The sequence below is a fragment of the Bacteroides sp. D1 genome, from assembly GCF_000157095.2.
GTDB classification, from domain to species: Bacteria; Bacteroidota; Bacteroidia; order Bacteroidales; family Bacteroidaceae; genus Bacteroides; species Bacteroides xylanisolvens.
The window spans coordinates 292,146-316,432 of record NZ_JH114343.1 but is presented as its reverse complement, the minus strand read 5'-3'; the positions used below and the strand labels follow the sequence as shown (position 1 = coordinate 316,432).

Annotated in this window: 14 protein-coding genes and 1 pseudogene; 14 read left to right on the top strand and 1 reads right to left on the bottom strand. The window is 41.6% G+C overall.

The features are described 5' to 3' along the window. Positions 1–33 precede the first annotated feature (33 nt). From BSAG_RS09740 to BSAG_RS09790, 11 genes are all read left to right on the top strand, one after another. On the top strand, positions 34–636 hold the full coding sequence (locus BSAG_RS09740) for an RNA polymerase sigma-70 factor (protein ID WP_004317021.1): 603 nt from the start codon (positions 34–36) through the stop codon (positions 634–636). Between the two features lie 62 nt (positions 637–698). Beyond that, the gene (locus tag BSAG_RS09745; RefSeq protein ID WP_004317020.1) at positions 699–1,862 is read left to right on the top strand and encodes a FecR family protein; all 1,164 of its coding nucleotides are present in this window, start codon (positions 699–701) and stop codon (positions 1,860–1,862) included. Positions 1,863–2,013: 151 nt separating this feature from the next. Then, a complete protein-coding gene (locus BSAG_RS09750) occupies positions 2,014–5,604 on the top strand; it encodes a SusC/RagA family TonB-linked outer membrane protein (protein ID WP_004317018.1) in 3,591 nt (1,196 codons plus the stop codon). 23 nt (positions 5,605–5,627) lie between these two features. Further along, positions 5,628–7,196 (top strand): RagB/SusD family nutrient uptake outer membrane protein, encoded by a 1,569-nt coding sequence (locus BSAG_RS09755; RefSeq protein WP_004317017.1) that lies wholly within the window; start codon positions 5,628–5,630, stop codon positions 7,194–7,196. Positions 7,197–7,218: 22 nt separating this feature from the next. Then, positions 7,219–8,115: a putative zinc-binding metallopeptidase gene (locus BSAG_RS09760; RefSeq protein WP_004317016.1), complete on the top strand. Its 897-nt coding sequence runs from the start codon at positions 7,219–7,221 to the stop codon at positions 8,113–8,115. A 12-nt stretch (positions 8,116–8,127) separates the two neighbouring features. Beyond that, positions 8,128–9,444 (top strand): DUF4302 domain-containing protein, encoded by a 1,317-nt coding sequence (locus tag BSAG_RS09765; protein ID WP_004317015.1) that lies wholly within the window; start codon positions 8,128–8,130, stop codon positions 9,442–9,444. Between the two features lie 7 nt (positions 9,445–9,451). Then, a complete protein-coding gene (locus BSAG_RS09770) occupies positions 9,452–10,492 on the top strand; it encodes a BACON domain-containing protein (RefSeq protein WP_004317014.1) in 1,041 nt (346 codons plus the stop codon). Positions 10,493–10,495: 3 nt separating this feature from the next. Next, positions 10,496–11,629 (top strand): fibrobacter succinogenes major paralogous domain-containing protein, encoded by a 1,134-nt coding sequence (locus BSAG_RS09775; RefSeq protein WP_008770520.1) that lies wholly within the window; start codon positions 10,496–10,498, stop codon positions 11,627–11,629. Between the two features lie 36 nt (positions 11,630–11,665). Beyond that, positions 11,666–12,814, top strand: a complete 1,149-nt coding sequence (locus BSAG_RS09780) for an FISUMP domain-containing protein (RefSeq protein WP_004317012.1) — start codon at positions 11,666–11,668, stop codon at positions 12,812–12,814. Positions 12,815–13,164: 350 nt separating this feature from the next. Further along, on the top strand, positions 13,165–15,321 hold the full coding sequence (gene rnr / locus BSAG_RS09785; RefSeq protein WP_004317011.1) for a ribonuclease R: 2,157 nt from the start codon (positions 13,165–13,167) through the stop codon (positions 15,319–15,321). A 190-nt stretch (positions 15,322–15,511) separates the two neighbouring features. After that, positions 15,512–15,991, top strand: coding sequence for a pyridoxamine 5'-phosphate oxidase family protein (locus BSAG_RS09790; RefSeq protein ID WP_004317010.1), 480 nt, complete (start codon positions 15,512–15,514; stop codon positions 15,989–15,991). A gap of 120 nt (positions 15,992–16,111) precedes the next feature. Here BSAG_RS09790 and BSAG_RS25950 read toward each other — a convergent pair whose 3' ends face one another. Continuing rightward, complete coding sequence (locus BSAG_RS25950) at positions 16,112–16,234, bottom strand: hypothetical protein (protein ID WP_255299338.1); 123 nt, start codon at positions 16,232–16,234, stop codon at positions 16,112–16,114. Positions 16,235–16,650: 416 nt separating this feature from the next. On the opposite strand from BSAG_RS25950, the gene BSAG_RS09795 reads away from it, so the two are divergent. From BSAG_RS09795 to BSAG_RS09800, 3 genes and pseudogenes are all read left to right on the top strand, one after another. Then, positions 16,651–19,053, top strand: coding sequence for a glycoside hydrolase family 3 N-terminal domain-containing protein (locus BSAG_RS09795; RefSeq protein WP_004317009.1), 2,403 nt, complete (start codon positions 16,651–16,653; stop codon positions 19,051–19,053). A gap of 267 nt (positions 19,054–19,320) precedes the next feature. Further along, positions 19,321–19,455: pseudogene (locus BSAG_RS25675) on the top strand (helix-turn-helix transcriptional regulator); the annotation flags it as partial. 96 nt (positions 19,456–19,551) lie between these two features. Then, entirely contained in the window at positions 19,552–23,523 is a 3,972-nt protein-coding gene (locus BSAG_RS09800) for a hybrid sensor histidine kinase/response regulator transcription factor (protein WP_004317007.1), read from the top strand. Positions 23,524–24,287: the final 764 nt, after the last annotated feature.

Genomic DNA, 24,287 nt, shown 5'->3' with positions numbered 1-24,287 from the left:
AGGTCCTACATGAATATTAATTGAAAAAATATGATGCCACAAAGATACGATAAATATAAAATAAAAGCCATTTTGCTTTTCTCAATTATTATTTGTTTATTTGCAACGCGATTTATTTACTATTCAACACTTTTAAAGCACGTGGAAGATAAGGCCGATTTTGATTTTCTTTTTAAAGAGTACTATCCTCAACTTTATTATTATGCATTTCACCTGATTAATAATATGGAGGCTAGCAAGGATATCGTAAGCGACGCCTTCGAATTTATTTGGGCCAATTATGCAAAAATAGATAAAGCCACGGCTAAATCTTATCTATACATTTACGTTCGCAACAAAAGCATTGACTTCCTGCGACATCAGAATATACATGAACAGTATGTACAAATCTATTCCGAACTGACCAAAAGTTATGTTGAAACGGAATATCTGGAGCAGGATGAAAGAATGATGCATATCAGCAAGGCAATGGAAAAACTGACTCCACATACCAGGCATATTTTAGAAGAATGTTATATTCAACGCAAGAAATATCAGGAAGTGGCAGAAGAATTAAATATCAGTGTCAGTGCAGTCAGGAAGCATATTGTGAAAGCATTACAGGTGATACGTGAAGAATGTGCAAAAAAATCATAAATCAGGTATCTTTATTTTATGATTAAACGTAATATAAATAAGTATGATACAGTCAAACAGTGATGAATAAAGATATTGACAATATAAATAATACAGATGAATCTGTAGAGAAGGCGCTCGACATTATGGAGAGCTCTTCAGAAATAAACGTCGAACAACTGCAGGAAATGCTTAAAAATGAAGAAACCCTGCAGGCTTGTCGCGACATCATGGATAGTAGCCTTTTTCTGCAACAAAAAGGAGGAATAGAACTTCCTAATGTAGAAATGGAATTGGAGCGATTTAAGAAAAAACAACATTCAACACGAATGCGTTCCAATCTCTGGAAGATAACTATCGGAATAGCCGCCATGATTACCGTTCTATTCGGGAGTTACTATTTAATTAATAGCCTGACAACCCCTGCACTCGAACCAATCACTGTATTCACTGCTGATACTACTCCCCAACATATTGTTTTGCAAAAAGATGACGGAGAAAAAATTGTGTTAGACGAACCGCAGTCAAACAATCAAGTCCTGCCTAAAACCGCCATCGCAAAGTCTGAAAAGAAAGAGCTGGATTATAGGCAAGTCATCTCAACAACTACACAGACACACGTACTTACCGTGCCACGAGGTGAAAGTTTCAAAGTGGTATTATGTGACGGCACAGAAGTCTGGCTGAATGCTAATAGTAATTTTGTTTACCCTACAGCCTTTATTGGCAACGAGCGTATCGTTACTTTAGAAGGCGAAGCTTATTTCAAGGTGGCCAAAGACGCCAAGCATCCCTTTATTGTAAAAACCAAGACAGTCCAAACCCGCGTTCTCGGCACGGAATTCAATATACGTAGCTATACTCCCGAAGATACTCATGTAGTACTTATTAACGGGAAAGTAGAAGTAAGTAACACAAAAGGAGGATCATATACCCGACTATATCCGGGAGAAGACGCACACCTGCAATCTGATGGAAATTTCGTTCTAACAGAAGTAGACTTAGACTCTTACGTCTATTGGAAAGACGGCTATTTCTATTTTGACAATATTACATTGAAAGATATTATGCAAAACTTAGGACGCTGGTACAATGTAAACATAGAATTCAGAAACAAAGAAGCAATGACATATAAAATGCACTTCATATCCGATCGCACTAAAGATTTAGAGCACACAATCTCATTGCTTAACAGAATGAAAAAAGTCACTGTCACCTTGCAAGGCAATACGCTTACCATAGACTAGGTTTTTATTGCATAAGTATAACAAATCTATGCAAGAAACAACAAAATATCACTTTTATTAAAAAATAAATCGCAAAAGGGGTATCCATTTTCTTTTCTCGTACGCATTAGTTATATAAACATATCCAAATAGTGTTATTAAAAACAAACGTATGAGAAATAATTGGAACTTATTTATTGTGTGTTTTCTATGCGTATTGTGCTTCCAGCCTTACCAAGTTAATGCTCAAACGCAATCACAAAAGAAAATCACGATTGAGATTAGCAACGAACGATTGCCGTCCGTACTTAAACGTCTGGAAAAACTCTCCGGCTACAAAATCCTATTTACGTATGACGATGTCAAGAAATTCACCGTTTCCGGCTCTGTCAAAGATAAGAGTATAGAGCAGACTCTCGATATTATCTTAGCCAATAAGCCACTAGAATACCATATTGAAGATCAATTTATCACAATTACTTCCAAAGGTCCTTCCAAACAAGCGAAAGTATTCAATGTAAAAGGAGTGGTAATTTCCGGTGATGACGGACAGCCTCTCATCGGTGCAACTGTTGTCATCAAGGGAAGCAAGTCCGGTGTATTAACAGACATAGACGGAAAGTTTTCGATAGAAAATGTATCCAATAAATCCCTGTTACAATTTTCTTATATAGGAATGAAGCCACAAGATCTGACTCCTACCCCAACTATGAATGTTACATTAATGCCTGATGTACAAACTTTATCAGAAGTAGTAGTAACAGGTATGCAAAAAATGGATAAACGCCTGTTTACAGGAGCAACCAAACAATTGTCCGCAGATGAAGTGAAACTAGATGGTTTGCCTGATATCAGCCGTGGACTTGAAGGACGCGCCGCAGGCGTATCTGTACAAAATGTTTCCGGCACGTTTGGTACTGCCCCGAAAATTCGGGTACGCGGTGCCACATCTATTTTCGGTAGTTCAAAGCCATTATGGGTAGTAGATGGAGTCATCATGGAGGATGCTATTGACGTAGGTCCGGATGACTTATCTTCCGGTGATGCAGAGACGCTAATCAGTTCAGCCATTGCCGGGTTGAATTCAGATGATATCGAGAGCTTTCAAATATTGAAAGACGGATCAGCAACCTCTATCTATGGCGCACGAGCCATGGCAGGGGTTATTGTAGTAACAACCAAGAAGGGAAAAGCCGGCGTTAGCAAAATGAGCTATACCGGTGAATTTACAACCCGTATGATTCCCAGTTATAAAGAATTCAACATTATGAATTCGCAGGAACAAATGGGAATCTACAAAGAGATGGAGCAGAAAGGATGGCTTAATAACAGCGATACTTACCGTGCCAAAGATAGTGGTGTATATGGACGTATGTATCAATTAATCAATCAATATAACCCGGTTACAGGACAATTCGGACTTGCCAACACGCCGGAAGCACGTAATGCTTACCTGCGCGAAGCGGAAATGAGAAATACCGACTGGTTCAATACCTTATTTTCCAACAACGTTACACAAAACCATTCGGTCAGCATCACTTCCGGAACTGAAAAGTCTTCATTCTATGCTTCATTAAGTGCGATGTCAGATCCGGGATGGTATAAACAAAGTGAAGTAAAACGTTATACTGCTAATTTAAATACAACATATAATATATATAAGAATTTATCTATAAACCTGATCTCCAGTGCTTCCTACCGTAAACAGAAAGCCCCCGGGACACTAAGTTCAGAGGTTAATGCAGCAAGTGGAGAAGTTACCCGTCAGTTTGACATCAATCCCTATTCGTATGCACTAAATACATCACGCGCACTAGATCCAACAGTTGACTATACAGCCAACTATGCACCGTTCAATATCCTCCATGAATTGGATAACAATTATATGGACTTGAATGTAGCTGATGTTAAATTTCAAGGAGAAATAAAATGGAAAGCCCTTCCGGAATTAGAGCTAAGTGCATTAGGAGCAGTCAGATATCAGGCTTCTTCACAAGAACACAACATCAAAGATCACTCGAATCAGGCAACCGCTTATCGCACAGGAATGGACGACGCTACCATTCGTGACGAAAACAACTTATTGTATACCAATCCGGATAATCCGTATGCTTTGCCTATCAGTATACTACCGGAAGGAGGTATTTACCAGCGTAAGGACTATCGTATGTTGGGGGTAGACTTCCGTGCCACAGCATCCTGGAATCATTTATTTGCAGAAAAGCATATAACCAATCTTTTCGCCGGTATGGAAGTAAATGATTTGAAACGTATGCAAAATTATTTTCAAGGATGGGGAATGCAATATACAATGGGTGAAATACCATCGTATGTATATGAATTCTTCAAGAAGGGCATTGAATCCGGTGAAAGCTATTATGGATTAAACCATACAACAACAAGAAGTGTAGCAGGCTTTGCCAACGCAACTTATTCTTATGATGGACGTTATACAGTAAACGGAACATTCCGCTATGAAGGCACCAATCGCATGGGAAAAAGCCGTTCTTCCCGCTGGCTTCCTACATGGAATATGTCAGGAGCATGGAATGTACATGAAGAAAATTTCTTCAAGACATTCAGCTCTGTACTGTCACACTTAACATTCAAAGCATCCTACTCTTTAACAGCCGATAGAGGACCGGAATATGTGACCAACTCACATGCCATAATCACTAGTTATTCACCATTTCGTCCTTTCACCAGCGGACAGGAAACAGGACTTTATGTATCTGATCCTGAAAACAGTGAATTAACCTACGAAAAAAAGCATGAGTTGAACATCGGTGCCGACATGGGATTCTTAGACAACCGGATCAATTTTTCGATCGACTGGTATAAACGCAACAACTATGACCTGATTGGTATTACCCCGACACAAGGAGTAGGCGGTTCTATCTACAAATATGCCAATATAGCTTCCATGAAATCACATGGTATCGAGTTCACCATCTCAAGTAAGAATATCCAGTCGAAAAACTTTTCATGGCATACAGACTTCATCTTTTCCAAAGCAAAAAATGAAGTTACAGAACTGAATGCCCGTTCCAGCGTAATGGATTTAGTTTCAGGTTACGGTTTTGCCCGTCAGGGTTACCCGGTACGTGGTTTGTTTTCCATTCCATTTGTCGGCCTAAATTCAAATGGTATCCCGATGTATAATATCAATGGAAAAATAACCAGTACCGATATTGATTTTCAGACACGTGACAACATAGACTACCTAAAATATGAAGGTCCTACTGATCCTACCATAACAGGAAGTTTTGGTAATATTTTCACTTATAAAGCATTCAAACTGAATGTATTCATCACCTATTCATTTGGTAATGTAGTACGTTTGAATCCATGTTTCAGCTATCAATACAGTGACTTATCTTCTATGCCACGCGAATTCAAGAATCGCTGGACAGTGCCGGGTGATGAGAAACGCACGAATATCCCCGCTATTATCTCGAAACGCCAATATGAAGATAATAAAGATTTAATGTATGCATATAATGCCTACAATTATTCTACAGAACGAATTGCCAAGGGAGACTTTATCCGTATGAAGGAAATATCCTTGTCCTATGACTTCCCCCAATCATGGATTGCACCAGCAAAGATATCTAATTTATCTTTGAAACTTCAGGCTACCAATTTATTCCTGATTTATGCAGATAAAAAACTCAACGGACAGGACCCGGAATTCTTCAATACCGGTGGAGTAGCTTCCCCTGTACCTCGTCAGTTTACATTGACTCTTAGATTAGGATTTTAACCATTCAGATAATTATAAAAATGATGAAATACAGAAACGTCTTATATACAACACTCATTTCAGCTCTATGCTTGGGAACAACTTCCTGTAGTGACTTTTTAGATGAAATGCCGGATAACCGAACCGAATTGACTACTGAAGAAAGTATTACTAAAGTTCTGGTATCTGCATATCCTATGACTACCAACTGCCACATAGGAGAATTTTACAGTGACAATATCGATGAAAATAGCAGAGCATACAGCTACCTTTTCCGATTAAACGAACATTTGTACCGTTGGCAACAAACGACTGAAGAAAATCAGGACTCTCCTCATGCTTTATGGAATGACTGTTATAACTCGATTGCATCAGCCAACCAAGCCTTGGCGGCTATTGAGCAGATGGGAAATCCTCAATCATTATCAGCCCAAAAAGGCGAAGCTTTGATATGCCGTGCATACAATCATTTTGTATTAGCTACCACATTCTGCAAAGCGTATGGTACAAATGGAGACAAAGACTTGGGTATACCTTACATAAAAGAACCGGAAACATCTGTAAATCCACAATACTCACGCGGAACAGTTGCTGAAGTATACGAAAATATTGCAGCCGATTTAGAAGAAGGACTGCCTTTAATTGATGACAATATTTACTCACGGGTAAAATATCATTTTAATAAGAAGGCCGCTTATGCATTTGCAGCCCGCTTTTATCTATATTATACACAACCGGATTTTTCCAACTGTCAGAAAGTTATCAATTATGCCAATATAGTACTCGGTAATAATGCGTCCCAATATTTACGTGACTGGGCTGCATTAGGAGCTTTATCTCCCAACAAGAATATACAGCCGAACGCTTATGTAGATGCAGATAACCGTGCCAATCTAATGGTAATATCAGCAGCTTCATATTGGCCATTGGTTTCCGATCCGGGTTATGCCAACTGCGAAAGGTATTGCATGAACAATATTACTGCTTCGGAAAGTTGTAAATCCGAAGGTCCATGGGGAGATCAGTCAAGTTATCATCAGATCCCATTTTCACCCGGTGGCTCTATAAAGAACGGATTCCGCCGCTTAGTTATCTATCAGCAATTCACGTCGGGCAACAGTTGGATCGGCTATATGCTGTATCCTGCTTTTACCACCGACGAAGCATTGCTTTGCCGGGCTGAAGCCTACACGTTACTAAAACGTTATGACGAAGCTGCCGCTGATATAGATGCCTGGCAGAAAGCCTTTACAAAAAACACCCAAACTTTGACCAAGGAGACAATCAATGATTTTTATGCCCGACTAAAATATTACACACCGGAAGCTCCGACAGTAAAAAAGGAATTGCATCCGGATTTTGTAGTAGAAAAAGGAATGCAGGAGAATCTAATACATTGTATTCTACATGCAAGACGTCTGCTAACCTTAGAAGAGGGGCTTAGATGGCAAGATATAAAACGCTATGGCATTATAATCTACCGCCGCTATTATGAAGGTTATACCTTGGTGAATATCACCGACAAGATGGACACGAATGACCCCAGACGTGCAATTCAGCTACCGGCCAGTGTCATTACAGCAGGTATGCAACCAAATCCAAGAAATGACTAAATAACTTTAGGAGGAAAAAAATATGAAGAAATATATCATATACAGTTTAATCATGACATTGACCTGTGGACTGGGTGCTTGCAACAATGACGAAGACGTAGACAAAGCAAACAGCATTTTCTCCACAGAAGAAGTAGATCGTAACCCATTCGACAAATGGATATTAGGCAATTATACCCATCCATACAACATTGCATTAAAATATCGCATGGAAGATAACGAGAGCGACATGACACACATATTAGCACCTGCCGAATACAAAAAGTCTGTGGTACTGGCTAAAATTATCAAACATGTGTGGCTGGAAGCATACGATGAAGCAACAGGTAATCCGAACTTCTTACGCCAATATATTCCTAAGACAATCCACTTTATCGGTTCCCCCGCCTATGAAGACAATGGAACTATGGTATTAGGAACAGCTGAAGGCGGCATGAAAATTACATTATACAATGTAAATGACATCAATCCCGACCAAATAGATATTAACCTGTTAAACGACTACTATTTCCAGACAATGCACCATGAGTTCGCACATATTCTGCATCAAACTAAAAACTACGATCCGGCCTTTGACCGTATTACGGAAAATGCCTACATCGGTAGCGACTGGTATATGGTGGGAGCCGACCGCAATGCATGGCAACAAGGATTTGTCACTCCTTATGCAATGAGTGAATCACGTGAAGATTTTGTGGAGAACATCGCAGTGTATGTCACAAATACCAAAGACTACTGGAATAACATGCTGCAAAATGCCGGTGAAAACGGCCGTGCACTCATAAAGCAGAAATTCGAAATAGTCTATAGTTATATGGAACAAACCTGGGGAATCAATCTGGACGAATTACGCGAGATTGTTCTACGACGCCAGGATGACATAGCAAACGGCTATGTAGACTTAAGTATTATTGAATAAAATATGAAAATTATGAAGAAATATCTATCCATATACACACTTCTGGCATTGGCCTGCATTGTTTTGCAATCTTGTCTTTTCTCCGAAGAAGAAATATTCGACGAATCATCTGCCAATAGAGCCACAGCCGATGTAATCAAATGCCAGGAGATTCTTAAAGATGTGCCGAACGGCTGGAAACTGGAATATTACATAGGAAGCAACTATTCTGCAGGTGCAGTCACTTTACTAATGAAATTTGACGGGAAGCAGGTAGAAATGGCTTCGGAAACAGGCGCAGAAAGCTATAAACCGGGAACTATAATAACCTCTCTGTATCAAGTAAAATCGGAACAAAGCACAATGCTCACTTTCGATTCATACAACCCACTGATCCATATGTTTTCAGGTCCTTTAGGCCTGAACATGAACCTAGGAGGGGATTACGAGTTTATTATAATGAGCGCAACTCCCGACAAAGTAATTCTGCAAGGAAAAAAATACAAAAACATAATGGAGATGACGCCTATGCCCAAAGATATACCATGGCGTATTCAGATTGAAGATATCATTAACATTGAGAAAGATGCTTTTCTAAATACATACCGCATGGAGAAAGGCGGACAAGTACTGAATTACTTTATACGCAACAATGGCACAATGGCTACATTCTCCGCTTACAGCGCCGATTATAGTAGTGCAAGAAGTTTACCCTATATCTACACAGAAAAAGGATTAAAGTTACAATCCCCGTACAATGTCAACGGACTTGAAGTCCAAAACTTCAAATGGGATAGAAAGTCCAGACTATTTGTTTGTACCGACGCAGGAGCAACTGACATCGTACTTAAAGAATATTATCCCGAAAACTATCTACAATATGAAGACTATATCGGTACCTACACTGCAACGATTGACGATTATGACGAAGGGCCAACTTCGCAATCTGTAACCATCTCTCCTAAAGTCAGAGGAGAAAGTTATACACTGAAAAGTATTGGCGGATTCAACTTCACCCTCCAGTATGACAAAGCCAGCGGAAAACTAGTTTTAGATTCACAAAGTATAAGTTCGACTTCTTCATCGTCTTATTACTTTGCGTGCGCGGCAGGTGTGGAAGGCTATGCCCACACAGAATTAAGTCTGCCATCACGCCTACGCAACGGATTGGTAAATGTGACGACAAACAGCAACCCTTTCACTTTTTACTTTGCGGATAAAGCAAGCCAGGAAATTACATCATTGATAATCTGGGCTTATTCATCTGATGAATATTCAACCTCCGGACTAATGGGTTACTGGAGCTGGTATAACTCAATCTTAATGGTAAAAGAAAACGAAAGTAATTAATACGATTATGAGAAAGCTTTTTAATATATTCTTATTTGTACTTTGCAGCGTAGCAATAGCGGGATGCAATGATACGGAAAGCAGCGAATCCAAGTTAGAAATCAAAGCTGTAAATACTAATTTCCAAGCTACCGGCGGAAAAGGATACATACAACTTCAGTCAACAGGAAATATAACAGCAGATGTTGACGTCGATTGGTGTGTGCTGAAAGAAGTAAATCCTAATGAAGTGGTATTCGAAGTAAAAGAAAATACCGGGTACTCCGGTAGAAATGCTTTATTGACAATCAGTAACGGAGTAGAGACAGAAGCATTCAACATCAATCAATCCGGAGCTGTTTTCATCTTCGGCAAAGACGAATGGATGCTCCGTACCGACAATAAAGCAGCTACTCTGCCAATAAAACTACAAAGTTCTTTCGATTATACAATAGACATACCCGCAGAAGCTCAAGAATGGTTGTCATTTGAACAGAATGCGAAGGGAATAAATTTCAAGGTAAAAGAAAATACCTCCGGAAAAATGAGAGGAGCTATTGTCAATGTGGCAGCAAAAGACAGATCGGCTTCTTATCAGGTAATACAATATGATGTTGACGAGCTTACCGGAACATGGCAAGGTATGTTTTCAGACGGGCAAATGAATTACGGTTTGAAAGATGTCACCATTGAGAAACAGGAAGACGGAACATACCTGCTTTCAAACATTCTAACCGGATTGCCTTACAAACTGAAAGCAAAAGCCATAGACAATTGCCTGGCTTTTGGGGCCGGTCAAAACCTAGGAGTCTTCGAGGACAATTTATATCTCTCATTCGAAATTCTTAGCTCTGACCTATATTATGTAAAAGATCCTTCTGTAACAATCTCATTAGGCCCCGTAATGTTAACAGACGGAACATTCGTTTTCGCTTTTTCCGGAATAAAAGAAAGTGATCCTTTCGGTTTTGTTTTCCGGGTATATGAAGATGCAAAACTACAGAAAGTTATAGACAATCTGTCCATTTTTATTAATTGTATTCTATTTAAAGAAGACATAATCCAATAACATATGAAAAAGATACTATTAACTAGCTTTATCGTGGCATTAGGATTACTTGGTGCAAGCTGTAAAGATGACAACAGCACCGCAAGCGGAGGAGGAGAAATACTTCCGGACCAACAGGTAAGCTGTGAGATATTTATGCCGACTAACGGAGAAACCGTTATAATATCAGACAAACTGATTATCAGAGGAGAAGGAACGACTAACTATGGTAAAATTATCTCCGCTGAACTTAAAGTAGGAGGAGAAGTTATTACCGACATAAGTTCGGTTCCATTCTACTATGAATACACTTTCCCCAAGGAAGCTGAACCAGGAGAGTTGAAAATTGAATTAGCAGTCAAAGGAGATCATGAAGGCAGTGCTTTGGCAACTATTACTGTCACAACAGAACTCGGTGACAGACCTGCACCACCTCAAATCGGAGAAGACCTCACAGATACACGTGATGGAAATGTATACAAGACGGTACAACTTGCAGACCAGTTATGGATGGCAGAAAATTTACGCTATTTACCGGAACAGAATTTTGATATATCTTCAACAGCGCCCAAATATTATGTCATGTTCGACAGTGATATCAAAACAGACTTGGGAAAAGCTTATTTAAAAGCTTATGGAGCCTACTATAACTTACCTGCAGCACTTCAAGGTGAAACAGCATTAGGAGAAGATGAAACACGAAATATAAAAGGTGTTTGTCCTGACGGATGGCATATTCCGTCGCAAAAAGAATGGCAGACATTATCTAAATATGTTTTAGACTCCGGCATGGCCGCTATCATGAGTGATGGTCAAGTAGACGAAACAGCCATAGCAAAAGCTTTAGCTTCAACAACAATGTGGATGCTGCCAGAATATACAGAAATAGAACCTCAACCAACTTGGGTTGGCGTAGAAATGGAAAAGAATAATGCAACCTTGTTCAACGGTTTACCCATCGGATTCCGTGCATGTGCAGGTGACGAAGATTGGATGCATACCTGCTACAGTGCCGGCTGGTGGAGTTCGACAGCCGGAGTACAAATGGGACCTGAATTCGGTATCACCGTACGTTTATGGTCAGACCTCCACACATTTGTAACCAATGCAGAATTCAATCCGGGAGTAGGTCTTCCTGTCCGTTGTATCAAAGACTAACGATTATATTATTACTCACTAAATATAAATACATTTATGAAAAAATTTGGATTCTTTTTATTCGCAGTCTTAGGACTAATTGCTTGTGGTGACGACAACAACGACCCTACTCCCGAGCAACATGTAACATGCTCCATATCTGCACCTGCTGAAGGAGCTACGGTAAACATTGCAGAAAAAATGACAATCAAAGGAGAAGCAACGATTGACTTTGGTGAAATCTCAAACGTCACATTAAAAGTAGGAGACAAAGCTATATCAGAAGTTACTGCTGTGCCTTTTAGCTATGATTATACATTTGAAGCTAACCAAGCCGAAGGAGCATTAAAAATTGAATTAACCGTCAAAGGTGATCAAGGCACTACGGCAACAAGTGAAGTTAATGTCACATTACAAAAAACAAAACCAACTCCTGAACCGGAAGAAGGAAAAATGATTGACCCACGAGACAATCATGAATACAAAATTGTTACGATTGGTGAACAAATATGGATGGCAGAGAACTTGGCCTATTTACCATCAGTTAGCAAACCGGAAGCTGCCGCTACTAGTGATGGAGATCCACTCTATTTTGTTTTCAACTATGATGGCGAAGATGTAAATGCAGCTAAAGCCACGAAAGAATATAAAACATACGGAGTCTTGTATAATTGGTATGCCGCTATGAACCAAAAGAATGCAACAGGTGGAGATGCAGAAGCCATACCAAGTGGTATCCAAGGAATCTGTCCTAGCGGATGGCACCTGCCAAGTAAAGCAGAATGGAAAAAGCTAGAAAGTTTTGTTGTTAGTGAATTAGCACCAGTTGAAGGTAACGTATGGACAGATGAGGATGGAAATAAGTACTCTGATAAAGATTGTAAAAACGTCTGGTCAGCATTAACAGGAAAACTTGATACTGACGGTTGGGGAGAATCTGGCATGATAGATGAAAATCCTGACCTTGCTAATGGCCCGCGTGATACCTATGGCTTTAATGTTATACCTGCTGGACAATGCTATCATAGTGGAGGTTTTGAAACACCTAAGTCAAAGAGTAGAACAGATTTTTGGAGTACAGACCAAGCTACTTATGGAGCAGGAACTGTATATTTCAGTAATATGAGCTATGGATTAGGTTATTCTTCTGATAAAGGAGGAATACAAGAAAAACGCGGTCTTTCGGTACGTTGCGTAAAAAATTAGTTATAAACAAGTATTCATCAATTAGTTCATTACAGAATTAATAAATTCTCTCTTAAAGATAAGGGAAGCGTGTCAAGAGATATACTTCCCTTTTTATGTGCCTCTCTACACAGGAAATAGTGAAAATGCAATATGTAATTATGACCATAACGAAGGTATTCTAATTTTATTCTCTCTCTCTTTATAAACCCGACCAGCCTCCTTTTCCGAATTGATTCAGAAAAGGAGGCTTTCTGTTTCAAAATCTATGAAATATCAAGTAACACAAAAAGTTTTGTCCTCATTCAGAACTATCAAGTCCAAAAATTTGTTTACTTTGTAGATTGAACTACTAATAAATTCCATATAATATGGCAAAAAAGAAAGAAAAGAAAGAGAAAAAGGCCGGCAAAAGAATGAGTAAGAAAGAGCTGGCAGCATTATTAATAGACTTTTTCCATGCCAAATCCAGCGAGACCTTGAGTATGAAATATATATTTTCAGAACTGCGTCTCACCACCCATCCGCAGAAAATGCTATGCGTCGATATATTACATGACCTTTTAGCTGACGATTATATTTCCGAAATAGAAAAAGGAAAATTCCGTCTCAACAATCATGGAACGGAGATGACAGGCACTTTCCAACGGAAAAGCAATGGTAAGAATTCATTTATTCCTGAAGGAGGAGGCGAACCGATATTTGTGGCCGAACGCAATTCGGCACATGCCATGAACAATGACAAAGTAAAAATTGCTTTTTATGCCAAACGGAAGAACAGAGAAGCAGAAGGAGAAGTAATAGAAATACTGGAACGTGCAAACGATACTTTCGTCGGCACACTGGAAGTAGCCAAGTCATACGCATTCCTGGTGACAGAGAACCGTACACTTGCCAATGATATTTTCATTCCGAAAGATAAGCTGAAAGGCGGTAAAACCGGAGATAAAGCCATTGTGAAAGTAACCGAATGGCCGGACAAGGCTAAGAATCCTATCGGACAAATAATAGATATATTAGGTCAGGCTGGTGACAATACCACAGAGATGCACGCTATTCTTGCGGAATTCGGTCTGCCGTATGTATATCCGAAAGCAGTAGAAACAGCAGCAGACAAGATTCCTGCCGAGATTTCAGCAGAAGAGATTGCCAAACGCGAAGATTTCCGTAAGGTAACAACTTTCACCATCGACCCGAAAGATGCCAAAGACTTTGACGACGCACTTTCCATCCGCAAACTGAAAGACGGATTATGGGAAGTGGGTGTACACATTGCCGACGTGACACATTACGTAAAAGAAGGAGGAATCATCGACAAGGAAGCAGAAAAACGAGCAACCTCCGTTTACCTGGTAGACCGTACCATTCCGATGCTTCCCGAACGGCTGTGTAACTTCATTTGTTCACTCCGCCCGAACGAAGAAAAACTAGCTTTCTCCGTTATCTTCGATATTACGGAAAAAGGAGAAATTAAAGACTCACGCATCGTACATACGGTTATCAACTCCGACCGTCGCTTCACCTATGAAGAGGCACAACAAATCATAGAAACAAAAGAAGGAGACTTCAAAGAAGAAGTGCTCACATTAGATACCATTGCCAAAGCACTGCGCGAAAAACGTTTCTCTGCAGGAGCCATCAACTTCGACCGCTACGAAGTGAAGTTCGAGATTGACGAAAAAGGAAAACCAATCAGCGTTTACTTCAAGGAGTCAAAAGATGCCAATAAACTGGTGGAAGAATTCATGTTGCTCGCTAACAAGACCGTAGCAGAAAAGATAGGATGTGTGCCAAAGAACAAGAAAGCCAAAGTGCTTCCTTACCGTATCCACGACCTGCCCGATCCGGAGAAGTTGGAGAACTTGTCACAGTTCATCGCCCGCTTCGGCTACAAAGTGCGTACAAGCGGAACGAAGACTGATATTTCAAAATCCATCAATCATTTATTGGACGACATACACGGAAAGAAAGAAGAGAACCTGATAGAAACCGTATCCATCCGCGCCATGCAGAAAGCACGTTACTCAACCCATAACATCGGTCACTACGGACTAGCTTTCGAATATTACACTCACTTTACTTCTCCCATCCGCCGTTTCCCGGACATGATGGTACACCGTTTGGTGACGAAATATATGGACGGAGGACGCAGCGTATCCGAAGCTAAGTACGAAGACCTCTGCGACCACAGCTCGAACATGGAACAAATTGCAGCCAATGCCGAGCGTGCTTCCATCAAATATAAACAGGTGGAATTTATGAGCGAACGTCTGGGGCAGATTTACGACGGTGTAATCTCCGGCGTAACCGAGTGGGGACTTTATGTAGAACTGAACGAAAACAAATGTGAAGGTCTGGTCCCTGTTCGTGATCTGGATGATGACTACTACGAATTCGACGAGAAGAACTATTGTCTTCGCGGACGCCGCAAAAACAAAATATACAGTTTGGGAGACGCTATTACTGTTCGGGTAGCTCGTGCCAATCTGGAAAAGAAACAATTGGATTTTGAATTAATAGAAAAGTAAAAGTTTGAATATTCAAACAAACAGAAAAGCTCATTCAACCCCTGATAACATTAGTACAGAAATACGATTGATTAGATAAATCTGTGAAAGTAACGAGAAAAAAGTTCGCATAGATTTGTGTAATCAGTCGTAAGTCTGTACTTTAGCGTATCATTTTGATTATTCTTACTATTATAACATTCATATATCCATGAAGACTGTCATTATCGAAGACAAACAACGAATCGAGTCCATTATTCTGCATTGCGATGCCTGTTTTGTGGGCATTACAGATTTAGAAGGTAATCCCTATGTAGTTCCCATGAACTTCGGTTATGAAAATGGTATCATATATCTGCATTCAGGTCCCGAAGGCAGCAAGTTAGAGATGTTGGAACATAATAATAATGTATGCATCACTTTCAGCCTTGGACATAAACTTGTCTACCAACACGAAAAGGTAGCCTGCAGTTACAGTATGCGTTCCGAAAGTGCGATGTGTCGGGGGCAAGTAGAATTCATCGAAGAGATAGACGATAAACGTCGTGCACTGGATATTATCATGCGTCATTATACAGACAACGCATTCAGCTATTCCGATCCTGCCGTACGTAACGTAAAAGTGTGGAAAGTAGCTGTCCGGCAGATGACAGGAAAAGTCTTCGGTCTGCGAGCCAACGAAAAGCCATAAAACAGTTTCCGGCTTTCGGCTAATGAATTTAACTTCATGTGCCACACCCGTTTAAGAAACGAATTCAGCATTCAAGAAGCATGACGGAGTATCTCCAAGCAAATTTCTCTAAACAAAAGTTTAGAACACTTTTACCCTCACACCCTCATCCTCTGCTTGTATCTCTTTATCCATCGGCATTACAGGTGTGAGGGTAAAGGTGATAGTAAGTGAGGGTAGGCAGTTACCCTCACCCTGTTTCATTCTAAATGTTGTCCTACTTCCTTGTATTACGTAGGAAGTGCAACCGGTATATATCTATTATCCCTTCATTATCCATCCGTTAAACCACCGATATAGTTAATTCACCACAGCCGTGGTGAGATCTTCCCACAGCCGTGGTAACTTCTCTTCACGGCCGTGAAGAGAAGTCGTCACGGCCGTGGGAAGCTAACTATATCGGTAGTCTGATGCAAGAAGAGCGGTAACTTAATACAATAATAAAGGGGAGATAAGGTATTCTTCCCTGCTTCATAATATCCATTCTCCCTATACACCAGTGCCAAGACAGCCGTTTATAACATGATTATAAAGACTATTCTATCCTCTCATATCAAATTCTTTTTGTATACTTGCAACATAAATAAAATAGATAAGTACTCTTGCAAAAAAAATAGATTATGAAGAAACTGCTATGTCTCGCCCTGTTAGTATCTGCCGGAAGTATCTACTCCGGAAGTATCTCGGCAAACAACAAACCTACTGATAACAAATCCGGCAACAACTCAAAGGACATATACAAAAAGACCTGGATCGACTTCAATAAAAACGGTATAAAGGATGTATACGAAGATCCCTCCGCTCCTATCGAAGCCCGCATCGCGGATTTGCTTTCGCAAATGACACTGGAAGAGAAAACCTGTCAGATGGCTACTCTCTACGGTTCGGGACGGGTATTGAAAGATGCGTGGCCTACTGCCGGATGGTCAGCAGAAATTTGGAAGGACGGCATCGGAAATATTGATGAGCAGGCGAACGGACTGGGCAAATTCGGTTCTGAAATCTCCTATCCATATGCCAACAGCGTAAAGAACCGACACACCATTCAACGCTGGTTTGTAGAACAGACACGACTGGGTATTCCGGTGGACCTCACCAATGAAGGAATACGCGGATTATGTCATGACCGGGCTACCATGTTTCCCGCTCAATGCGGGCAAGGTGCCACGTGGAACAAAAAACTGATCCGGGAAATTGCGAAAGTCACTGCAAATGAGGCAAAAGCATTGGGATATACCAATATTTATTCTCCTATTCTGGATATTGCACAAGATCCTCGCTGGGGACGTGTGGTAGAAAGTTACGGAGAAGATCCGTATCTGGCGGGCGAATTGGGAAAACAGATGATCCTCGGTCTGCAAAGCGAAGGTATCGTTGCTACTCCCAAGCATTTCGCCGTGTATAGCATCCCGGTCGGTGGACGCGACGGAGGTACGCGTACGGATCCGCACGTGGCCCCGCGTGAGATGAAGACTCTTTATCTGGAACCTTTCCGCAAAGGTATTCAGGAAGCGGGTGCTCTAGGAGTGATGAGTTCGTATAATGATTATGACGGGGAGCCAGTTTCCGGAAGCTATCATTTCCTCACGGAGATTCTGCGTCAGCAATGGGGATTCAAAGGATATGTAGTATCGGATAGTGAGGCGGTAGAGTTTCTGCACACCAAACATCGTATCACCCCGACTGAAGAAGAGATGGCGGCACAAGTGGTCAATGCAGGATTGAATATCCGTACCAACTTTACTCCCCCGCAAGATTTCATCCTCCCGTTGCGTCATGCTATCAACGAAGGTAAAGTCTCTTTGCATACGCTCGATCAACGCGTCAGTGAGATTCTGCGTGTCAAGTTTATGATGGGGCTTTTTGATAATCCGTATCCCGGTGATGACCGTCGTCCGGAGACAGTCGTACACAATGACGCTCATAAAGCAGTATCTATGAAAGCCGCTTTGGAGTCTGTCGTTCTTTTGAAGAATAAGAATCAGATGCTTCCGTTATCCAAGAACTTCAAAAAAATAGCTGTGATTGGTCCGAATGCGGAAGAAGTGAAGGAGCTGACTTGCAGATATGGTCCTGCCAATGCGTCTATTAAGACTGTATATCAGGGAATCAAAGAATATCTGCCTAACTCGGAAGTTCGCTATGCAAAAGGCTGTGACATTATTGATAAATATTTCCCGGAGAGCGAACTGTACAATGTTCCATTAGATACACAAGAGCAGGCGATGATTCATGAAGCGGTAGAATTAGCAAAAGCTTCGGATATCGCTATTCTTGTACTGGGTGGAAATGAGAAAACGGTTCGGGAAGAGTTTTCACGTACCAATCTTGACCTCTGCGGACGGCAACAACAATTATTGGAAGCGGTTTATGCAACAGGTAAACCTGTCGTTCTAGTGATGGTGGACGGAAGGGCAGCAACCATCAACTGGGCAAACAAATACGTTCCTGCCATTATTCATGCCTGGTTCCCCGGAGAATTTATGGGAGATGCCATCGCTAAAGTTCTTTTCGGAGACTATAATCCGGGAGGACGTCTGGCTGTCACTTTCCCGAAATCTGTGGGACAGATTCCTTTTGCTTTCCCATTCAAACCGGGTTCTGACTCTAAAGGGAAAGTCCGTGTAGACGGTGTACTTTATCCTTTCGGATATGGTTTAAGCTATACGACCTTCGGATATTCAGACTTGAAAATATCTAAACCGGTGATCGGTCCGCAGGAAAATATCACTCTTTCATGCACTGTGAAGAATACAGGAAAGAAAGCAGGAGATGAAGTAGTCCAGCTTTATATCCGGGATGATTTCAGCAGCGTTACCACCTACGATAAAGTATTGCGTGGTTTTGAACGTATTCACTTACAACCGGGAGAAGAACAAACGGTCAACTTTACCCTTACGCCTCAAGACTTGGGATTATGGGACAAGAATAATCAGTTTACGGTAGAGCCGGGAAGTTTCTCGGTGATGGTGGGAGCTTCTTCACAGGACATACGGTTGAAGGGGAGTTTTGAAGTGCAATAAATAAATCCAAGACAGTCACTAAAAGCAATGTGAGGCAGCCTCTTATTATTTAGGCCACCTCACATTCTTTTTATTTCTCTTTCGTCAACTAGGATAGAGTTATAAGTTATACTTAATAAAACAAATAAAACCGGCATCTTTATAAGTTATGCTTAATAAAACTGACATATCTGTTTTGTATATCAACTATAACTATAAAAAGATGAAACTTATCAATAGCCCTATTTATACAGAGCGTATTCGGCGGTTCACTGTAAAAAGGGGAGGATGTCAGCTAAAGACATTGCGCAGTTCACCAATCTCACTATTCGTGGGGTAGAAACAGCCCGTTACCGAATAAGAAAGAAACTTGCCATTCCCGGAAATATTAATCTTGTTGATTTTCTAATTGACTTTACATAGGAACATTTACTGAATATTCCTTCTAATTTCACACCCCTATTCTGTTGGGATTTTCTAAAGAAACTTTATCTTTGTAATGTCAACAATTAAAAGAATATGGTTCGTTTTAATCTTGTTATCACCTTACTACTAATGATAAATATGGCTGTCAAAGCCGAACTGACCAACCGGATGTTCGATGTCAGGCATGTAGGCTATGCAGAAGGCCTTAGTAGTCAACGTGTTTTTTCGATTGTCGAGGATGGAGACGGTGCTATGTGGATTGCTACAAAAACCGGAATAGACAGATACAACGGTCATACGGTAAAGAACTATGATTTACCGGGCAGTTTCTATTATGGTGATCTTGCCGGACGCAGGCTTTACTTATTGTACGACGCACAACAAGGACTGTTTGCCTACGACCATACCGGACGAATTTACCGATATTCCACCATCCTGGATCATTTTGAACAAGTCCTCCACCTGGGACAATTGATTCAGGAAGAAGTCATCTTGAACAAACTCTGTTTGGATAGTGACGGAACCTGGTGGATGGGAGCGGATAAAGGACTATACAAGCAAGAAGCGGACCATCGTATAGTTGCCGTGTTGAAAGGACAATATGTCAACGACATTGCATTTGCCGGCGAGTCGCTTTTTGTGGGCACTTCTAACGGAGTCTGGCAACTGTCACACGCCCTGCCGGATAAGAAACGCCAGCTGCTGGAAGGGTGGAATGTACAAACATTGTTCTGCGACAAACCGAAAAAAGAACTCTGGATAGGCACATTTGGCAGCGGTTTGTCTGTGATGAACCTCGACACTTCCAAAGTGCTTGCGCTGGAGGGACAAGGAAGCACGTTCCTTCATCCGATACGGGCAATTACAGACTATGATGTGCATACCATACTCATAGGCGTGGACGGTGGCGGTGTGTATGCGATAGACAAAGACACCAAGAAAGCCCATTTACTGATGAATACCAAAGATGACACAGATACTTACCTGCGCGGAAACGGCGTATATGCCGTAACCAGAGACGACCAGGGCAACATCTGGATAGGTAGTTATACGGGAGGCGTATCCGTGGCTATCCTGCTGAAACATCCCATTTCGATATTAGCACACGAAAAGGGAAATACCCATTCTCTCATCAGCAACAACGTGAATGATATCGAAGAAAACCCGGATGGCAACCAATGGTTCGCTACCGATGATGGAATCAGCATCCGAAACACCCTGTCAGGCACTTGGAAACACGTGCTGAAAGAAATCGTAACCATTTCTCTTTGCACATCCGGAAATGGGAACGTATGGGTAGGAACGTACGGAGACGGAGTGTATCTATTGGATAACAACGGACGCGTATTACGCCATCTCACCAAGCAACAAGGGCAATTGACCACCAATTATATTTTCTCCGTCAGACAAGACATGGAGGGAGACTTATGGATAGGAGGTCTGGACGGATGCCTGATCATGTTTGAAAAAGAAAAAGGCAGCAAACAGTCTTTCGACGTGAATTGGGTACAATCCATTGAACCTATCGACCGAAACCGGGTAGCGGTGGCTACCGTCAACGGTTTTTTCCTGGTGGACAAACATACAGGGAATATACAGCACTATGCCAATTCCCAGGAATTTCACAATCAGAATGTCAGTGCTTATATCATCTCTATGCTGTTCAATGACGACGGAACCGTGTGGCTGGGAACCGAAGGGGGAGGATTGAATCTATATGACATGAAAAACCGGACGGTAAAGACTTTCACCGTTCAAGAGGGATTGCCGTCCAACGATATATATAGTTTGCAGCGAGACGACAAGAAACGCTTGTGGGTCAGCACCGGAAAAGGAATTGCCTTGATAGACAGCCTGCGCGTGTCGAACCTCAACTATGCGGGCAATATAGACAAGGAATATAACAAATCCTCATTTGCCCGGTTGATGAACGGCGAGTTTGTGTATGGCAGCACGGATGGCGCTGTCTTTATCATGCCACTCGACATCTCAACCGTAGACTACTGGACGCTCCTGCGTTTCACAGGGCTGACGGTTGATTATCAAAACGTCCAAGAAGAAGAATCGTTGAGACCCGCCATCCATGATATGCTTGCCGACCGTGCGGTACGGCTCGGCTATAAATACAACTCGTTTACCGTTTCTTTTGAATCTATCAACTATCGTTTCCAGCGCGATATTGTCTATCAGCATATTTTAGAGGGGTATGACAATGATTGGAGCAAACCGTCTGCCGAGGGGAAGGCATCCTACACCAAGGTATCGCCGGGCACTTATCTTTTTAAGGTGCGCAGCCTGCGACGCAGCGACGGAAAGACTATCTCCGAAAGCACCTTAGAAGTGAAAGTGAGCCAGCCATGGTGGAACTCGTGGTGGGCTTGGACTATTTACCTATTTATAATAAGCTTCGTTTTCTATTTCATCCTGCGCTATAAGAGCAACCAGCTCCAAAAGAAATACGACGAAGACAAAATACGTTTCTTCATCGACACGGCACACGACATTCGCACGCCGGTAACGCTTATCATGGCACCTCTGGAGGATTTGAACCGAGAACAAGATCTCTCGGACAAAGCCCGTTATTACCTGAATCTGGCCCATGAAAGTACCCGGAAACTCCATTCGCTCATCACACAGTTGCTCGAATTTGAAAAGGTAGACGCCCACAAGCCCTCCTCTTCATCGGTTCCGCTTTGTCTGAATGAAGTTTTGCTGAAAGAAGTCTCCGTCTTCCGGTCTTTTTGCGAGAAGAAGCAGTTGACACTGAATCTGACCCAACCCGACGAATCAGTTTTCGTTTCGGCAGACAAACACCTGATAGAGATGTTACTCGACAATCTTCTTTCCAATGCCTGCAAATACACCATGCCCCAGGGAGAAATCAGTCTGGATTTGAAAGCCACGAAACGCAAAGCCATCCTTTCGTTGAAAGATAACGGAATAGGCATACCGAAGAAAGCGAAGAAGCATATCTTCTCCGATATTTACAGAGCCGAGAATGCCCGGCAGTCACAGGAAGAAGGAACCGGATTCGGACTGTTGCAGGTGCAACGCATTGTAAAGATGCTGCATGGAAAAATCACTTTCTGTTCCGAAGAGGGCAAGGGAACTACTTTCATCGTAACATTGCCACGAACCACCACCGTAGCCGAACCCGTGTCGCACGAATCATCCCTCGAACACCTTGCCGGCACATCGAATAATAATAGCCACGAAACGGATAAAATGAAAGATCCGGACGACCGGAATACATTGCTCATTGTAGAAGACCACGAAACTCTCCGTCACTACCTCCGCCAGACCTTTGAACACCTCTATCGGGTGATTGATGTTGCCGACGGACACGAAGCTATCGCCTGTCTCGCCAATGAATATCCGGACATCATCCTCTCCGACGTCATGATGCCCGGCATACGGGGTGACGAGCTTTGCAGAATGGTCAAGGAAAATCCTGACACATCAGGTATTCCCGTCGTTCTGCTGACGGCAAAGGCTAACCACGAAGCAATAGTGGAAGGATTGAAGAAAGGCGCGGATGATTATATCCCCAAACCATTCAGTACAGAGATACTGAAATTGAAAGTACAAGGATTGATTGACAATCGAAACAGGCAACGGCAGTTTTTCATGCGGCAAGCCATCGCTCAAGTAGAGGCGGGCGGCAAACGTGACGACAATGAAAGCAATGAAAACAATGAAAGTATCGACAACAAAAACGTAACGACAGCAAGCGAAACAATGGCCGAGGGCGACCGTCGGTTTATCATGCAAGCTACCCGGTTTGTTCTTGAACATTTGGATGAACCCGATTTCAACATCAATCTCTTGTGCCATGAAATGGCAATGAGCCGGACACTATTCTACAGTCGCCTTAAATCACTGACGGGAAAAGGGCCGCAAGAGTTTATCCGTATCATCCGGCTACAAAAAGCTGCCGAACTGCTGAAAGAAGGTAAAAGCGTAACCGATGTCGCCGCCGAAACCGGATTTGTCAACACGAAGTATTTCAGTTCATTGTTCAAGAAACAATTCGGGATGCAGCCAAGTAAATATAGTGGGAAGTAGACAAGCATTCATGTTCGGTTTTGAATTAGAATTAGCTCGTTTCCGGTACAGTAATGAACTGTTTCAGCCTATTCTGACAAGGGTATATTCTCACTGCAATGAGAAAAAGTTCTCATTGTAATGAGTATTTCTTCTCATACCTATGAGTATTTTTTCTCATAGTGATAAGTATACTTGAGAATGTTTACGGAAGTCTTTTTGAATTATAATTGTATGAGTTTACCTCATTTCCGTACCGTTCTTAATTAAATGGGAATTTTGCAGTTAAATGAGAAATTATCGGTTAAATGAGAATTTATCGGTTAAATGGGAATTTTGCGGTTAAATGGGAATTTAGCAGTTAAATGGGAATTTATCGGTTAAATGAGAATTTATCGGTTAGGCTGAAAGCCTTACAATTATATATTTATTGGGGTGCCCTGAAAGGGCTTAATTATATAGCGTAGGGCAACGCCCTACGAAAAAAACACACCAGCCACAAGCCCTGAAAGGGCGGAACCGTATACAATTATGCCCTTTCAGGGCGCAAATTCAGATTGTCGTTTTTACGTAGGGCGTTGCCCTACGCTATATAATTAAGCCCTTTCAGGGCACTCCGCAAAATTATCATTTACCTCATTCTTGTACAGCAACAATCTTCGAAAAAGAATGGGTAAGATAACATCCGTTCGATAAAAATCAGCAGATTTGTCAGCAATCAAACCTAATATGTCAGCAATCTGACCATCGTTTTAGCCGGATATTAGCATCTTTGCACCAAGCTC

Excerpts from the sequence above, each read along its gene's own strand:
- BSAG_RS09760 (WP_004317016.1), top strand. The coding sequence starts at position 7,219 with ATGAAGAAATATATCATATACAGTTTAATCATGACATTGACCTGTGGA.
- rnr (WP_004317011.1), top strand. The coding sequence starts at position 13,165 with ATGGCAAAAAAGAAAGAAAAGAAAGAGAAAAAGGCCGGCAAAAGAATG.
- BSAG_RS09755 (WP_004317017.1), top strand. The coding sequence starts at position 5,628 with ATGAAATACAGAAACGTCTTATATACAACACTCATTTCAGCTCTATGC.
- BSAG_RS25950 (WP_255299338.1), bottom strand. The coding sequence starts at position 16,234 with ATGAAACAGGGTGAGGGTAACTGCCTACCCTCACTTACTATCACCTTT.
- BSAG_RS09765 (WP_004317015.1), top strand. The coding sequence starts at position 8,128 with ATGAAGAAATATCTATCCATATACACACTTCTGGCATTGGCCTGCATT.
- BSAG_RS09780 (WP_004317012.1), top strand. The coding sequence starts at position 11,666 with ATGAAAAAATTTGGATTCTTTTTATTCGCAGTCTTAGGACTAATTGCT.
- BSAG_RS09770 (WP_004317014.1), top strand. The coding sequence starts at position 9,452 with ATGAGAAAGCTTTTTAATATATTCTTATTTGTACTTTGCAGCGTAGCA.
- BSAG_RS09790 (WP_004317010.1), top strand. The coding sequence starts at position 15,512 with ATGAAGACTGTCATTATCGAAGACAAACAACGAATCGAGTCCATTATT.
- BSAG_RS09800 (WP_004317007.1), top strand. The coding sequence starts at position 19,552 with ATGGTTCGTTTTAATCTTGTTATCACCTTACTACTAATGATAAATATG.
- BSAG_RS09740 (WP_004317021.1), top strand. The coding sequence starts at position 34 with ATGCCACAAAGATACGATAAATATAAAATAAAAGCCATTTTGCTTTTC.
- BSAG_RS09795 (WP_004317009.1), top strand. The coding sequence starts at position 16,651 with ATGAAGAAACTGCTATGTCTCGCCCTGTTAGTATCTGCCGGAAGTATC.
- BSAG_RS09775 (WP_008770520.1), top strand. The coding sequence starts at position 10,496 with ATGAAAAAGATACTATTAACTAGCTTTATCGTGGCATTAGGATTACTT.
- BSAG_RS09745 (WP_004317020.1), top strand. The coding sequence starts at position 699 with ATGAATAAAGATATTGACAATATAAATAATACAGATGAATCTGTAGAG.
- BSAG_RS09750 (WP_004317018.1), top strand. The coding sequence starts at position 2,014 with ATGAGAAATAATTGGAACTTATTTATTGTGTGTTTTCTATGCGTATTG.